Here is a 13,202-nt window from a genome sequence, read left to right as displayed (position 1 = left end):
CAGCGGTCATTGATACCTCATTGACGGCCAGCGGCCGTCACGACCGCCGCCGCGGCGCTACCGCATTGACACACGCGCGGGCGATAATGACGCGCTGACCACCCCTGATGCCGCATCCTCCCCAGGATCGCAGCCTTTTCTTTCCTGCGGGAGTTCCGATGGCCGAGGCCGTACGCCACGACAAGACCGCGCGCCAACTGCGCCTGCTTTCCGATGCGCTGGACAGCGGTCGGCTGGGTCCGGTGCGTCGCCTGGTCAATACGCTGGCCCCGGCCGAGATCGGCAACCTGCTCGAGTCGCTGCCGCCTGGCAAGCGCGAAGTGGTGTGGGGCCTGGTGGACCCGGAAGACGACGGCGAGGTGCTGGTCCACGTCGGCGACGAGGTACGTGAAAGCCTGCTGGCGGACATGGACCCGGACGAGATCATCGCCGCGGTCGAAGACCTGGACATCGATGACCTTGCTGATCTGGTCGAAGACCTGCCGGACACCGTCATCGACGAAGTCCTCAAGTCGATGGACCGCGAAAACCGCGAACGGCTGGAGCAGGTGCTGTCCTATCCCGAGGACAGCGCCGGCCGCCTGATGAACCCGGACGTGGTGACCGTGCGCGCCGACGTCAATGTCGACGTGGTGCTGCGCTACCTGCGCCTGCGCGGCGAACTGCCCGACCACACCGATCACCTGTTCGTGGTCAGCCGCCGGCACCAGTATCTGGGGCGGCTTTCGCTGGCGGCACTGGTGACCCACGAATACACCACGCCGATCAACCGGTTGATCGATGACGAGCAGCCGGCCATCGACGTTGGGGAAAGTGCCGATGAAGTGGCGCGCCAGTTCTCCGATCATGACTGGGTGTCCGCGCCGGTGGTGGATGACAACAACATCCTGCTCGGCCGCATCACCATCGATGACGTGGTGGACATCATCCGTTCGCAGGCCGAGCACCAGGCGCTCGGCGCGGCCGGCCTGGACGAAGAAGAAGATCTGTTCTCGCCGATCAAGCGCGCCGTGCGCGGCCGCGTGGTCTGGCTGGGCATCAACCTGTGCACCGCCTTCCTGGCCGCCAGCGTGATCGGCCAGTTCGAACTGACCCTGCAGAAAGTGGTCGCGCTGGCGGTACTGATGCCGATCGTCGCCGGCGTTGGCGGCAATGCCGCGGTGCAGGTGCTGACCCTGATGGTGCGCGGTATCGCGCTCGGCCAGGTCGGCCCCAGCAATGCCAAGATCCTGCTGTGGAAAGAACTGCGGGTGGCGATGATCAACGGCACCCTGATCGGCCTGCTGGTCGGTCTGATCGCCTTCGTCTGGTTCCACAGCTGGCTGCTTTCGATCGTCATCACGCTGGCGTTGATGATCAACTTCTGTGCCGCCGCACTGGCCGGCGTGCTGTTGCCGCTGATGCTCAAGCGCATGAACGTGGACCCGGCCGTGGCCGGCACCGTGGTGGTGACCGCGGTGACCGATGTCATGGGCTTCTTCAGTTTCCTTGGCCTGGCCACCCTCATCCTGCTGCACTGACCGGTACCGACCATGGCCACCACCGTAGACAACTATTTCCAGCCCGGCTGGCGCGACCAGCAGCACACCTGCGCAGCCTGTGAGTGGATGGGCAGCTCGCGTGCGATGGTGATGGAGCTGGCCGAGGACGTCACCGAGTACGACTGCCCGGTCTGCGAGAATCCGCTGCTGATCGTGGTCCATCCGGATATCGACCAAGTGCAGGCCGCCGCCGCGTCGGGCAATGAGGAAGCCCAGCAGCAGCTGGAGATCATCGCCAGCTTCCCGCGACCGGACTGATGCGCTGCACGATGCTGCGGGTCGCCCGGACAGCTAGGATGGAACCGTTTTCATCCTGCCGGGACCTCCCATGTATCGCCTGCTGCTGCGCCTTACCGTTGCCGCCACCCTGCTGATGTCGCTGGCCGGCTGCGCCACCACGCCAGACCCCACGGCGGGGCGATTTGAATCGCGCAGCGTCACCGTGGACGGCCACGCCTCCCGCTACCAGGTGTTCGTCCCCGCCGATGCCCTGCGCACTTCCGGACCGTTGCCCGTGGTGCTGTTCCTGCATGGGTCCGGTGAGCGTGGTCGTGATGGCCTGAAGCAGACCAAGGCGGGCATCGGGCCGTACCTTCGGGAACACGCCAGCACGTTCCCGGCACTGGTGGTGCTGCCGCAGGTGCCCAACCACCAGGAATGGGATGGCCTGAACAACCGCATCGCCTTGGCGGCGCTGGACGCCACGCTGGCCGAATTTTCCGCTGACCCGTCGCGGCAGTACCTGACCGGCATGTCGATGGGCGGCTATGGCAGCTGGAACATCGCGCTTTCCGCGCCGGACCGGTTCGCTGCCATCGTACCGGTATGCGGGGCGGTGATCGCGCCGCGCGAAGAACGCCAGACCCTGTTCGTCGCCGCCGTCGCCAACGAAGCAGATCCGTACACCGCGCTGGCCCAGCGCCTGAAGAACGTGCCGATCTGGATGTTCCATGGCGCGCAGGATGACGTCGTGCTGCCCCGCGACGACCGCAGGCTGCATGCCGCGTTCAAGGCCGCCGGCGCGGCAGATGCGCGCTACACCGAGTATCCCGATGGCAACCACAACGCCTGGGATGCCACCTATGCCGACACCGCGATGTGGACCTGGCTGTTCGCGCAGAAGCGCTGACCCCGCGGTAGTGACGGCCGCTGGCCGTCAGCGTTTGGTAGTGACGGCCGCTGGCCGTCAACGTTCGGTAGTGACGGCCGCTGGCCGTCAACGCAGCGTCCGCTGACCCGCATCTGCCCGCTCCCCTTACTCCAACGCGCGTCTACCCATCGCACGATGGGACATGAGCAGCGAACAGTTGAATCGCGGACGCCGATCCATTCCCGGGCAGGTGTACGTCCTGAGTACTACGTGCCATGCGCGACAACGCAGGTTCCTGACAAAAGCGTCGGCCGACTGCGTGATCACGCAGTTCCATGAAATGGAGACGCTCGGACACGTCTGCTCGCTTGCCTGGGTGGTGATGCCGGACCACATGCACTGGATGCTGCAACTGAAGTCTGGAACGCTCGCCCACCTCGCCCGACGTGTGAAGTCATCAAGTGCGCTTGCACTCAATCGGTCGAGCGGCAGGCAAGGCCGCGTGTGGCAGGCGGGGTATTTCGATCACGCGGTGAGGGCAGAAGAATCACTGCAGCGGCAGGCGATGTATATCCTCGCCAACCCGGTGCGTGCCGGGCTGGCGTGTGCAATCGGGGAGTATCCGTTTGCGTGGTGCGTTTGGGGATTGGATTGACGGCCAGCGGCCGTCACTACCGGGCTGACGGCCAGCGGCCGTCACTACCGGGCTGACGGCCAGCGGCCGTCACTACCTTCAGCCGAGCAGGGTTTCCAGTACGGCCATGCGCACGGCGACGCCGTTGGCGACCTGGCGCAGCACCCACGATTGCGGGCCGTCGGCCACTTCATCGGTGACTTCCACGCCGCGGTTGATCGGGCCGGGGTGCAGCACGGCGGCGTCCTTGCCGGCGCGGGCCAGGCGGGCGGCGTGCAGGCCGTATTGCTGGTGATACTGCTCCAGCGACGGCACCAGGCCTTCTTCCATGCGCTCGCGCTGCAGGCGCAGCATCATCAGCGCATCGGCGCCTTCCAGCATCTCGTCGAAATCCTGGCCGACCACACAGCCCTTCAGCGTGTCATCGTCGGGCAGCAGCGACTGCGGGCCGCACACGCGGATCTCGCCCACGCCCAGCGTGCGCAGCGCGTGCAGGTCGGTGCGGGCCACGCGCGAATGCTTCACGTCGCCGACGATCACCACCTTCATCTTCGAAAAATCACTGCCCTTGGCCTGGCGCAGGGTCAGCATGTCCAGCAGGCCCTGGGTGGGGTGCGAACTGCGGCCGTCGCCAGCATTGATCAACGCGGTGCCCTCGCCCGCCGCCGCGGCCAGTGCGGCCACCGCACCGTCATCGGGATGGCGCACCACGAAGCCGCGCACGCCCATCGCTTCCAGGTTGCGCAGCGTATCGGTCGCGGTTTCTCCCTTGCGGGTGGACGAGGTGGACGCATCGAAGTTCAGCACGTCCGCGCCAAGCCGCTGGGCGGCCAGCTGGAACGAACTGCGAGTACGCGTGGACGGCTCGAAGAACAGCGTGCACACCGCCGAACCGGCCAGCACCGCGCGTTTGTTGCCGACCCGGCCGACCGCTGCATCGCGGATCTGGCCGGCCCGGTCCAGCAACTGCAGCAGGGTCTCGCGTGGCAGGCCCTGCAGGGTGAGCAGGTGGCGCAGGCGTCCGGATGAATCGAGTTGCGAGGCAGTCATGGGCAGGCGGTCGGCAGGTCAGGGAATGGGGGTGGCGTCGTCCGGTGAAGACAGCCAGCGGTCGATGATCACCGCAGCGGCCACCGCATCCAGGGCGGCGGCATCGCGGCGGCGCTTGCGCCCTTCGGCGCGCTCGACGGCGAACCGGCGCGCGGCTTCGACCGAACTGGAGCGCTCGTCGATCATCGCCACCGGCAGTTTGAAACGTTCCCGCAGCTGGCGGGCAAAGCCCTGCGCGCGCTTGCGGTTGGGCTGGTCCTGGCCGTCCAGGGTGAGCGGATCGCCCACCACTAGGCCGTCCGGGCTCCATTCTTTGATCAACCGCTCCACCGCGCCCCAGTCCGGGCCGCTGCCGTGCACGTCGATCACCGCCACCGCGCGCCCATGGGCGGCGAAGGCACTGCCGATGGCAACGCCGATGCGGCGCGAACCCACATCGAAGCCGAGCACGGTGCCGTCGCGGCGGATGGCCGCCGGCTCAGACATGGCCGCTGTAATCGGTCAGCCGGAACAGGTCCACGCCGATGCGCGCGGCCGCACCCTGCCAGCGCTGCTCGTACGGGGTGCGGAACAGCAGGTCGGCGTCGGCCGGCACGGTGAGCCAGCTGTTGTCAGCCAGTTCGCCTTCCAGCTGGCCTTCGCCCCATCCGGCGCAGCCCAGCGTGACCAGCGCATTGGCCGGCCCTTCGCCGCGTGCCATCGCTTCCAGGATGTCGCGCGAGGTGGTCAGGTACACGCCTTCGCCGACCAGCAGGCTGGACTCCCACGGACGCGCATCGTCATGGATGACGAAGCCGCGTTCGGGGTGCACCGGCCCCCCGTTGAGCACCGGTCGCTGGCGCAGTTCGTCGTCTTCGGTGGCGATGTCCATCTGCGCCAGGACTTCACCGATGGTGTAGTCGGAGGGCTGGTTCACCAGCACGCCCATGGATCCGTTCTGGTCGTGCTGGCAGATCAGCGCGACGCTGCGGGCGAAGGGCTCGTCGGCCAGCGAGGGCAGCGCGACCAGCAGGTGATGGGCAAGGGAAGTCGAAATCTCGGACATGGCTGCATTCTACCCGCTGGGCCGTGTGCAGGCGCGTGAGACGGTAGGATGGCGACCACCCAGCAAGGAGCCTGCGATGTCCACCAGCACGACGCTACCGCCGTCCACCCGAAGTGCCATCGTGTTGATCGCCCTGCTGCAGGGCCTGCTGCTGTACCTGGCGCAGCAGCTCGACGGCAGCTGGCCGCTGCACGATGTCGGTTCGCGCTATCGCTGGTACGCCTGGGTGCTCACCGTGCCCAGCGCGATCGCCCTGACCGTGGTGGACCTGCGTGATCGCCGGCTGTGGCTGCACGCGCTGCTGGCTTCGGTGGTGGTGCTGGGGCTTGCCAGCTGGATCGGCTGGAACCTGGACGGGGAAGCCGGCCTGCGCTCGGAACCGCTGCGCCTGCCGTTCTCTCTGGCGATGGCGATCGCCACCTTCATCAGCCTGCCGTGGTGGCAGCACCGCCTGCAGCACGGCCACTGGCGGGCCAGCTACGATGCGCTGTTCGAACGCGCCTGGCAGAACGGCCTGACCCTCGCACTGGCGCTGCTGTTCACCGGCCTGACCTGGATGCTGCTGTGGTTGTGGGCGTCCCTGTTCGGGCTGCTGAAGATCACCTTCTTCACCGAATTGTTCCGCGAAGATGCCTTCATCGCGCTCGCCACCGGCACCCTGGCCGGCTTCGGCATCCTGATCGGGCGCACCCAGCAACGCGCCATCCAGATCACCCGCCAGGTGCTGTTCGCGGTGTGCCGCGGGCTGCTGCCGCTGCTGTCCTTCATCACCGTCATCTTCACCCTGAGCCTGCCGTTCACGGGATTGCAGCCGCTGTGGGAAACCCGCTCGGCCGCCTCGCTGCTGCTGGTGCTGGCGCTGCTGCTGGTCACCTTCACCAACGCGGTGTACCAGCATGACAACGACCAGCCGCCCTACCCGCGCTGGCTGCGGCGGCTGGTGGAAGCCAGCCTGCTGGCGCTGCCGGTACTGTCCGCGCTGGCGCTGTACGCGGTGTGGCTGCGCATCGGCCAGTACGGCTGGACCCTGGAGCGTTTCTGGGCGTTGCTGATCGCGGTGCTGGTGACCGGCTATACGCTGGGCTATGCGCGCGCGCCGTTCAGCCGCGGACGCTGGCTGCAGCCACTGGAGACGACCAACCGGTTGATGTGCTGGGTGGTGCTGGGCGCGGCGCTGCTGGCCAGTTCACCGCTGCTGGATCCGGTGCGGATCACCGTCGCCAGCCAGCAGGCGCGGCTGTTGGCCAACCCCGATGGCATCACCACCGCCGATGCGATGCTGCTGCGTTTCGACCTGGGCCGGCGCGGCGTGGCGGCACTGCGCGAGATGCAGCGCAATGCCCGTTTCAGCGCCGATGCGCGGGCTGCCAGCGTAGCGGCCCAGGCCCTGGCGCGCACGGCCTACTGGGGCGGCGGTGAGAGCGCGATCGACGATGGCATCCGTGACCAGGCGGTGCTGCGCAAGCGGCTGGTGCTGGCCGACGGTTCGGCCACCCCGCCGGACAGCTGGTGGGACGCGATGGTCGCCCGCAAGGTGGAGACCGGCGGCTGCCTGGATGCCGATTCACGCTGCGTCGCCACGACCCGCGATTTCGACGGCGACGGCCAGCCGGACGTGCTGCTGTGCGGGTTGATGCAGGGATCCGGGGCGTACTGCCAGCTTCACGCGCTGGGTGTGCGCGGCTGGTGGACGGTGGGGTCGTACGGCTTCCCGCGCGGCGGTTCGGCATCGGAAACCGCACGCATCCACGACGCCGTGCGCGCCGGCAGGCTGACCCTCAAAGCACCGCGCTGGCCGGAAATTTCGCTGGACGACGGCGCCCCTTCCAGCATCGGCAACCTGTCCAAGGAACCCCGGGAGACACCATGAGCGGATACTGCAGCATCGCCCCGGGCCATCCGGTCCACGGCTATTACCACGACCATGAATATGGATTCCCGCAGCGCGCCGAAGCCGAGCTGTTCGAGCGCCTGGTGCTGGAAATCAACCAGGCCGGGCTGAGCTGGGAGACCATCCTGAAGAAGCGCGAAGGCTTCCGCCGCGCCTACGATGGCTTCGACGTGGACACCGTGGCCGCCTATGCGCAGCCGGATATCGACCGCCTGCTGGGCGACGCCAGCATCATCCGCAACCGGCTGAAGGTGCTGGCCGCCATCCACAATGCGCAGGTCATCCAGGGCCTGCGCGCAAGCCACGGCAGCTTCGCCGAATGGCTGGATGCGCACCATCCGCTGGACAAGGCCGGCTGGGTGAAGCTGTTCAAGAAGACCTTTCGGTTTACCGGCGGGGAAATCACCGGCGAATTCCTGATGAGCCTGGGTTACCTGAAAGGCGCCCACGCCGATGACTGCCCGGTGCAGAAGCGGATCCTGAAATTGAAGCCGGCGTGGTCCCGGAAGTAATGGCCCCCCGGGTAGTGACGGCCGCTGGCCGTCAGGTTTCCGACGGACGGGGTCAGAGTCCTTTTCCTGCGGAAAAGGACTCTGACCCCTCCCGCTGGCCGTCAGGTTTCCTGCCCGATGATTGCGTCAGACGCCCATGTACCGGCCCGGGCGGTGGTTGAACATCAGCACCAGGCTGAGCACCACCGCGCCGGTGGCCGAATACATCACCTGGATGGGCGACAGCACGCTGAACGCCACCAGCATCAGCATCGCATCGAAGCTCATCTGCACCTTGCCGGCGCTCCAGCCACGCGTGCGCTGCAGGTAGACCGCCAGGATGCCGATTCCCCCCAGGCTGGCGCGATGGCGGATGAAGAACAAAATGCCCAGGCCGGCCAGCGCGCCGCCCACCAGCGCCGAATACAACGGCGCAATATGGGCAAAATCCGCCCAGCGCGGCAGCAGGTCGGTCAGGATTCCGCAGGCGGTGACCGCCGCGAAGGTCTTCAGGGTGAACTCCCAGCCCATCCGGCGCACGCCCACCCAGTAGAACGGCAGGTTGACCAGCACGAACACCAGGCCGAAGTTCCAGCCGGCCGCGTAATGGATCAGGAAGGCCAGCCCGGCCATGCCGCCGATCATCAGCCCGCCTTTGGCGAAGATGGCCAGGCCGAGCGACGCCACCAGCGTGGCCAGCACCATGCCCTGCACGTCTTCGGCGTGGGAATGGCGCAGCGCGCGGTCGTCCTGCGGGGTGCCGGCGCTATCCGGCGGCGGCGTCAGCGGGCCAGCGGTGACGAGGTGGCCGTCAGCGTCGTCGCACGGCGCGGGGCCATGGGATTGGAGGGACATGAGCGTGGGGTGTCGCGGTGGGGAGTCGTATTAGACACGATCCCGATGACAGTTGCAGGTGAAATCATTCACGGTAGTGACGGCCGCTGGCCGTCGAATTCACAAAATGACGGCCAGCGGCCGTCACTACCGACATCCGGCGGCCGTCAGTACCGTCAGTCCTTGGTCACCCGGTTGATCTCGGCCAGGCTGGTCACGCCCTTGCTGGCTTTCACCAGCGCCGACTGGCGCAGGTCATTCACCCCGATCGCCTGGGCGGCGTCGGCAATCTGCAGCGCATTGCCACCGGCCAGGATGATCGTGGAAATCTCATCGGTCATCGGCATCACTTGGTAGATACCGGTGCGGCCCTTGTAGCCTTCGGTGCATTCATCGCAGCCAACGGCTTCATACAGCTCGATTCCCGCATCCAGCTGGGCCTGGGTGAAGCCTTCGGCCAGCAGCGCGTGGGCCGGCAGATCAGTGCGGCGCTTGCAGTTGTTGCACAGCCGGCGCGCCAAGCGCTGGGCGATCACCAGCGTCACCGAACTGGTGATGTTGTACGGCGCGATGCCCATGTTCATCAGGCGCGCGATGGTCTGCGGCGCATCGTTGGTATGCAGCGTGGACAGCACCATGTGGCCGGTCTGCGCGGCCTTGATCGCGATCTCGGCAGTTTCCAGGTCGCGGATTTCGCCGACCATGATGATGTCCGGATCTTGTCGCAGGAACGAACGCAGCGCCGCGGCGAAGGTCATGCCGCGCTTGTTGTTCTGCTGCACCTGGTTGACGCCGGGCAGGCGGATTTCCACCGGGTCTTCGGCAGTGGAGATATTGCGCGTTTCATCGTTCAGGATGCCCAGCGCGGTATATAGCGAAACGGTCTTGCCCGAACCGGTCGGGCCAGTCACCAGCACCATGCCGTAGGGCTTGTGGATGGCTTCCTTGAACAGCTTTTCCTGGTCCGCTTCGTAGCCCAGCTTGTCGATGCCCAGCTTGGCCGCGCTGCCATCCAGGATACGCAGCACCACCTTCTCGCCAAACAGCGTCGGCAGGGTGCTGACGCGGAAGTCGATCTGCTTGGTCTTGCTCAGGTTGAGCTTGATGCGTCCATCCTGTGGCACGCGCTTTTCGGCGATATCCAGCTGCGCCATGACCTTCAGGCGCGCGGCGATGCGCTGGTTCAATTTCACCGGCGCACGCGCCACCATCTTCAGCAGGCCGTCGATGCGCAGGCGCACGCGGTAGTCGTCTTCGTAGGGCTCGAAATGGATATCCGAGGCGCCCTTGCGGATCGCGTCCACCAGCACCTTGTTGACGAACTTCACCACCGGAGTGTCATCGCCCTTGGCATCGATCCCCGAATCGCCGGCGTTGTTGTCGTCGTCGGTGCCGATTTCCAGATTGGCCATGCCCTCGTCGTCGTCGCCCATCTGCGAGGACATCGAATCGTGGGTGTTCTGCCATTGTTCCAGCGTGCGGCGGATCTGGTCTTCATCCACCAGGATCGGTTCCACTACCAGGTTGGTGTGGAACTTGATTTCATCCAGCGAATGGGTCGGGTCGCTGGTGCCCACGTACAGCTTGCCGCCGCGCTTGAACAGCGGCAGCACGTGGTGCTTGCGCAGCAGCTCTTCGCTGACCAGCTTGATCGCGCTCTGGTTGGCATCGAACACGCCGACATCGAACAGCGGCATGCCGAATTCGAGCGAATTGGCGGCGGCCAACTGGGCGGCGGTGACGACCTTGTGCTGCGCGAACCACTGCGGCAGCGGCAACCGCGCGGCGGTCGCCTTGGCCATCGCGTCGCGCGCGCCGGCTTCATCCAGCGCACCGTCCTGGACCAGGCGACGGGCAATACCGGTGATGCCGACGAGATTTGCGGTGGCGACTGCGTTCATGCGGTTCCTCATTGTGTGCCGCCCGGCGCATCCCGCCCCGTACAGCTGCATATTGGTCCGCTGCTGGCTCCCCCTGCAGCAGCCACCATCTTACCCTGAGAGCGCAGGTTTCACCGCGCTCAACGTAGTGTCGAGCTTGCTCGGCAACGCGCCTCGTTGGCGGTTTCACGGACCAGCGCCGGGCAGACAACACCGCCGGTAAGTGTTGCGTGGGGTAATCGTCACGCAGCCGGCCCCTGTACGCGCTTTGAGGATTTCTGCAAAATTGTTGTGTAGACTTGTGTAGCCAGAGCGCATCTGGGCTAATACGCCCATGCCCGGATGGAGGACCTGATGTTCTATCCCGTTTACGTCCACCACGAACCAGGCGCCGCCTACGGCATAACCATTCCTGATCTTCCTGGCGTCTTCTCTGCGGCCGATGAAGCGGCCGATATTCCGCGCATGGTGCAAGAGGCAGTAGAGGCCAGGTACGAGGGCGAATCAGCCGGCCCTGGACCTGCATCGCCGCTGGATCGCTACAGCCAGAGCGACGAATACACCGGTGGCTTCTGGATGTTGATTGATGTCGACCTGTCCAAGCTCAGCACGAAAGCAGTACGCTTGAACATCAGCCTGCCAGAGTATCTGGTGGGCCGGATCGATGAAGCAGCGGCGCAGCGGCGTATGTCCCGATCGGCGTATCTGGCTCTGGCCGCGGAACATGAGTTGGGCGGTGTGGCTGGTAGCAATCCAGGGTGCTCCAAGTAGTCGCCCGCATCGCTGACTTCGTGAGCTGCCGGACGCCCGCGACGCCCGCGCTTCTGGCGCGCTTTGAGCGAGCCCACCCGCTGCCGCAACGCGCTCACCGGTAATGACGTGTTATCGACCAGCTGCACCATCACCCGGCACGGCGCCCCCTTCGAAAACGCTGGACTGGACGACCACCACGAACGGAATGTTCTCGTTTGAGCCTACGTTGGCATGCACGTCAAACTGTTGGATCACAGGGTGGAAAACTCGTCAGCAAGAGTGCCGTGGGCATCCACGAAGGCGCCCCATTCTTCCGCCGCGCGCGCCAGCTCCCATCGGCAGCCTCCAGGGCTCTCGTGTTCGCTGGCCCCGAACTCCGTCTGCAGGACTTCCACCTTGCTGGAAAGATTGCCGGTGAGCGCCTTGGCCTGTGCAACCAGATCGGAGTTGAGGGTCGGATTGCCCCCTATTCTCTGCGCGTCTGGATCGTAGATAGCGGGCATGTGAGTTTCCGGGTCGATCATGCGCATCGTGTGCGCATGCCAGACACGGTGCAAGTTGCGTACTACCCGACTCCACGGCACCAGGTGCCGGCCCGAAAGCTCACACATAGCGGCGTGCCAAAAACGCCACACCCCCAGCAAGCACTTGGCACGCGCACGTGATCTGCCTCACAGCAGCAGTCGATCAGCGCTATCTATACTCAGCCCACAGAACAGCCATCCGTTGTACTGAACGGAAACCTAGATAGACAGGACCCGCCATGCGACACGCTCATCCACCTCCCGTACCGCAGAAGGTGTGCGACATGCTCAGGGATTTTCCAGCGCATACCGCAAAACTGCAGGCTGACTTGAATCGCGTGGCCGAGAAGCCGCTCACTGGCACGCCGATGTTTGAACAGGCCATCTGGGCCCTGGAGGAGGCGCTCAGTTGCTTCGCGGTGGATGCCCGGGAAGAGCTGAAGGCAGCCCAGGACCGTGGTGATCTGGACCTGGTCGAGCGGGCCAAATGGAAGGCGCTCAAATTCGGGTACGCGCGGGCGAACATGGGCTCGATGCCCGACCTGTACGCTTATTTCAACGCTCGGGGGCTGGAATGAGCGAACAGGGACATGTCAGCCCGCAAGAGCTGGAGCGCATCTTCGTTGACAGCATTCTTCCTGACTACAGCCTCTCAGAGCGAACAAGCCTGGACAGGCCCAAGGCGATCCTGCTCACAGGACAACCCGGAGCAGGCAAGGGGGGCCTGGCACGAAGGATCGAAGCTGAGCTTCAGGACGATGTCGTCACAATCGATCCCGAAGCGCTGCGCGATTACCACCCCGATGTCAGGTCTCTCCGCGAGACCCATCCCTATACGTGGGCCCCACATACCCAGTCCGACGCTGACATCTGGTCTGAAAAGCTGCTGACCAACACCGCCGCGCTCAAGAAAAACCTGATCTACAACGCCACGTTGAACAATGCGGAGTGGCTGTCCGAACTTATCGATGAGCTGCGGTTACAAGGCTACGAAGTGGAGGTGCGTGTCGTCGCAGCACCGAAACTGGAAAGCGAACTCGGAATTGATCAGCGATTTACCAGCAATTTCGACGTAAATGGCTACGGGCGTCATACGCTGAGCGAGGTTCACGATGAGGCCTACGACACGCTACCCGCCTGCTTGGACCTGTTGCATCAGCGCACCGATGTGCGCATTCGCATCTTCTATCGCGATGGTGTGGAACTCTACGATAACGCCATTCACCCGCAGACACCGGGCGCTGCATTGACGCATGCGTTTGAAGCCCGATTGAAAGACCCAGCCATTACTCATCAACTGCGCGACGGCTGGCGGGCGCAAGGGGTTTGGCATCGCGATCTTACGCAGAGGCTGGCTTCCACCAGCACCGGCGTTGCGCGGCAGGCGCGCGGGCCCGCTGAGTCACAGCAGGCAAGCAGCACGTGGTGGAAACGCTTGTTCGGACGCCGCGGTTGATGGTGTAGACCCT

General features: G+C 65.2%; 15 protein-coding genes. 9 read left to right on the top strand and 6 right to left on the bottom strand.

The features are described from left to right. Nucleotides 1-158 precede the first annotated feature (158 nt). The 4 genes from mgtE to QE373_RS04230 all read left to right on the top strand — a co-directional run bounded on the left by mgtE (nucleotide 159) and on the right by QE373_RS04230 (nucleotide 3,286). Nucleotides 159-1,520 carry a magnesium transporter gene (gene mgtE / locus QE373_RS04245; RefSeq protein ID WP_309683914.1) on the top strand — a complete coding sequence of 454 codons (1,362 nt, stop codon included), beginning with the start codon at nucleotides 159-161 and terminating at the stop codon, nucleotides 1,518-1,520. A gap of 12 nt (nucleotides 1,521-1,532) precedes the next feature. After that, entirely contained in the window at nucleotides 1,533-1,799 is a 267-nt protein-coding gene (locus QE373_RS04240; RefSeq protein ID WP_309683912.1) for a hypothetical protein, read from the top strand. A gap of 70 nt (nucleotides 1,800-1,869) precedes the next feature. Continuing rightward, the gene (locus QE373_RS04235) at nucleotides 1,870-2,670 is read left to right on the top strand and encodes a prolyl oligopeptidase family serine peptidase (RefSeq protein ID WP_309683910.1); all 801 of its coding nucleotides are present in this window, start codon (nucleotides 1,870-1,872) and stop codon (nucleotides 2,668-2,670) included. A 163-nt stretch (nucleotides 2,671-2,833) separates the two neighbouring features. Next, nucleotides 2,834-3,286 (top strand): transposase, encoded by a 453-nt coding sequence (locus QE373_RS04230; protein WP_309683908.1) that lies wholly within the window; start codon nucleotides 2,834-2,836, stop codon nucleotides 3,284-3,286. Between the two features lie 78 nt (nucleotides 3,287-3,364). Here QE373_RS04230 and QE373_RS04225 read toward each other — a convergent pair whose 3' ends face one another. From QE373_RS04225 to QE373_RS04215, 3 genes are read right to left on the bottom strand one after another with little or no spacing between them, the layout of a single operon-like run. Then, on the bottom strand, nucleotides 3,365-4,315 hold the full coding sequence (locus QE373_RS04225) for an aspartate carbamoyltransferase catalytic subunit (protein WP_057508242.1): 951 nt from the start codon (nucleotides 4,313-4,315) through the stop codon (nucleotides 3,365-3,367). 18 nt (nucleotides 4,316-4,333) lie between these two features. Further along, nucleotides 4,334-4,801: a Holliday junction resolvase RuvX gene (gene ruvX / locus QE373_RS04220; RefSeq protein ID WP_042614628.1), complete on the bottom strand. Its 468-nt coding sequence runs from the start codon at nucleotides 4,799-4,801 to the stop codon at nucleotides 4,334-4,336. Further along, entirely contained in the window at nucleotides 4,794-5,360 is a 567-nt protein-coding gene (locus QE373_RS04215) for a YqgE/AlgH family protein (RefSeq protein WP_057508241.1), read from the bottom strand. Before QE373_RS04215 ends, ruvX begins: the two co-directional genes overlap by 8 nt. 76 nt (nucleotides 5,361-5,436) lie before the next feature. Between QE373_RS04215 and QE373_RS04210 the strand changes: the two genes are divergently transcribed. Both QE373_RS04210 and QE373_RS04205 read left to right on the top strand, forming a co-directional pair. Continuing rightward, nucleotides 5,437-7,230, top strand: a complete 1,794-nt coding sequence (locus QE373_RS04210) for a DUF4153 domain-containing protein (protein WP_309683902.1) — start codon at nucleotides 5,437-5,439, stop codon at nucleotides 7,228-7,230. Next, nucleotides 7,227-7,763, top strand: coding sequence for a DNA-3-methyladenine glycosylase I (locus QE373_RS04205; protein WP_309683900.1), 537 nt, complete (start codon nucleotides 7,227-7,229; stop codon nucleotides 7,761-7,763). Before QE373_RS04210 ends, QE373_RS04205 begins: the two co-directional genes overlap by 4 nt. 126 nt (nucleotides 7,764-7,889) lie before the next feature. Here the strand turns inward: QE373_RS04205 and QE373_RS04200 are convergent, their stop codons facing one another. Both QE373_RS04200 and pilB read right to left on the bottom strand, forming a co-directional pair. Further along, on the bottom strand, nucleotides 7,890-8,597 hold the full coding sequence (locus tag QE373_RS04200) for a YitT family protein (protein WP_309683897.1): 708 nt from the start codon (nucleotides 8,595-8,597) through the stop codon (nucleotides 7,890-7,892). Nucleotides 8,598-8,752: 155 nt separating this feature from the next. Beyond that, nucleotides 8,753-10,477, bottom strand: coding sequence for a type IV-A pilus assembly ATPase PilB (pilB, locus tag QE373_RS04195; RefSeq protein WP_309683896.1), 1,725 nt, complete (start codon nucleotides 10,475-10,477; stop codon nucleotides 8,753-8,755). A gap of 333 nt (nucleotides 10,478-10,810) precedes the next feature. On the opposite strand from pilB, the gene QE373_RS04190 reads away from it, so the two are divergent. Next, entirely contained in the window at nucleotides 10,811-11,227 is a 417-nt protein-coding gene (locus QE373_RS04190) for a type II toxin-antitoxin system HicB family antitoxin (RefSeq protein WP_309683894.1), read from the top strand. A 233-nt stretch (nucleotides 11,228-11,460) separates the two neighbouring features. On the opposite strand, the gene QE373_RS04185 is transcribed toward QE373_RS04190, so the two are convergent. Continuing rightward, nucleotides 11,461-11,739: a type II toxin-antitoxin system CcdA family antitoxin gene (locus QE373_RS04185; protein ID WP_309683892.1), complete on the bottom strand. Its 279-nt coding sequence runs from the start codon at nucleotides 11,737-11,739 to the stop codon at nucleotides 11,461-11,463. Nucleotides 11,740-12,017: 278 nt separating this feature from the next. Here QE373_RS04185 and QE373_RS04180 point away from each other — a divergent pair, with 278 nt between their 5' ends. After that, nucleotides 12,018-12,311, top strand: coding sequence for a hypothetical protein (locus tag QE373_RS04180; RefSeq protein ID WP_309683890.1), 294 nt, complete (start codon nucleotides 12,018-12,020; stop codon nucleotides 12,309-12,311). Continuing rightward, on the top strand, nucleotides 12,308-13,189 hold the full coding sequence (locus tag QE373_RS04175) for a zeta toxin family protein (protein ID WP_309683888.1): 882 nt from the start codon (nucleotides 12,308-12,310) through the stop codon (nucleotides 13,187-13,189). The genes QE373_RS04180 and QE373_RS04175 overlap by 4 nt, the downstream gene beginning before the upstream one ends. Nucleotides 13,190-13,202 lie beyond the last annotated feature (13 nt).

The organism is Stenotrophomonas sp. SORGH_AS_0321, assembly GCF_031453215.1.
GTDB lineage: Bacteria > Pseudomonadota > Gammaproteobacteria > Xanthomonadales > Xanthomonadaceae > Stenotrophomonas > Stenotrophomonas chelatiphaga.
The sequence above is the reverse complement of the archived record's forward strand: the minus strand, read 5'-3'. Positions and strand labels throughout refer to the sequence as shown.

What these genes read in the sequence shown, in the direction of transcription:
- mgtE (WP_309683914.1), top strand. Translation starts at nt 159, where the DNA reads ATGGCCGAGGCCGTACGCCACGACAAGACCGCGCGCCAACTGCGCCTG.
- QE373_RS04240 (WP_309683912.1), top strand. Translation starts at nt 1,533, where the DNA reads ATGGCCACCACCGTAGACAACTATTTCCAGCCCGGCTGGCGCGACCAG.
- QE373_RS04235 (WP_309683910.1), top strand. Translation starts at nt 1,870, where the DNA reads ATGTATCGCCTGCTGCTGCGCCTTACCGTTGCCGCCACCCTGCTGATG.
- QE373_RS04230 (WP_309683908.1), top strand. Translation starts at nt 2,834, where the DNA reads ATGAGCAGCGAACAGTTGAATCGCGGACGCCGATCCATTCCCGGGCAG.
- QE373_RS04225 (WP_057508242.1), bottom strand. Translation starts at nt 4,315, where the DNA reads ATGACTGCCTCGCAACTCGATTCATCCGGACGCCTGCGCCACCTGCTC.
- ruvX (WP_042614628.1), bottom strand. Translation starts at nt 4,801, where the DNA reads ATGTCTGAGCCGGCGGCCATCCGCCGCGACGGCACCGTGCTCGGCTTC.
- QE373_RS04215 (WP_057508241.1), bottom strand. Translation starts at nt 5,360, where the DNA reads ATGTCCGAGATTTCGACTTCCCTTGCCCATCACCTGCTGGTCGCGCTG.
- QE373_RS04210 (WP_309683902.1), top strand. Translation starts at nt 5,437, where the DNA reads ATGTCCACCAGCACGACGCTACCGCCGTCCACCCGAAGTGCCATCGTG.
- QE373_RS04205 (WP_309683900.1), top strand. Translation starts at nt 7,227, where the DNA reads ATGAGCGGATACTGCAGCATCGCCCCGGGCCATCCGGTCCACGGCTAT.
- QE373_RS04200 (WP_309683897.1), bottom strand. Translation starts at nt 8,597, where the DNA reads ATGTCCCTCCAATCCCATGGCCCCGCGCCGTGCGACGACGCTGACGGC.
- pilB (WP_309683896.1), bottom strand. Translation starts at nt 10,477, where the DNA reads ATGAACGCAGTCGCCACCGCAAATCTCGTCGGCATCACCGGTATTGCC.
- QE373_RS04190 (WP_309683894.1), top strand. Translation starts at nt 10,811, where the DNA reads ATGTTCTATCCCGTTTACGTCCACCACGAACCAGGCGCCGCCTACGGC.
- QE373_RS04185 (WP_309683892.1), bottom strand. Translation starts at nt 11,739, where the DNA reads ATGCGCATGATCGACCCGGAAACTCACATGCCCGCTATCTACGATCCA.
- QE373_RS04180 (WP_309683890.1), top strand. Translation starts at nt 12,018, where the DNA reads ATGCTCAGGGATTTTCCAGCGCATACCGCAAAACTGCAGGCTGACTTG.
- QE373_RS04175 (WP_309683888.1), top strand. Translation starts at nt 12,308, where the DNA reads ATGAGCGAACAGGGACATGTCAGCCCGCAAGAGCTGGAGCGCATCTTC.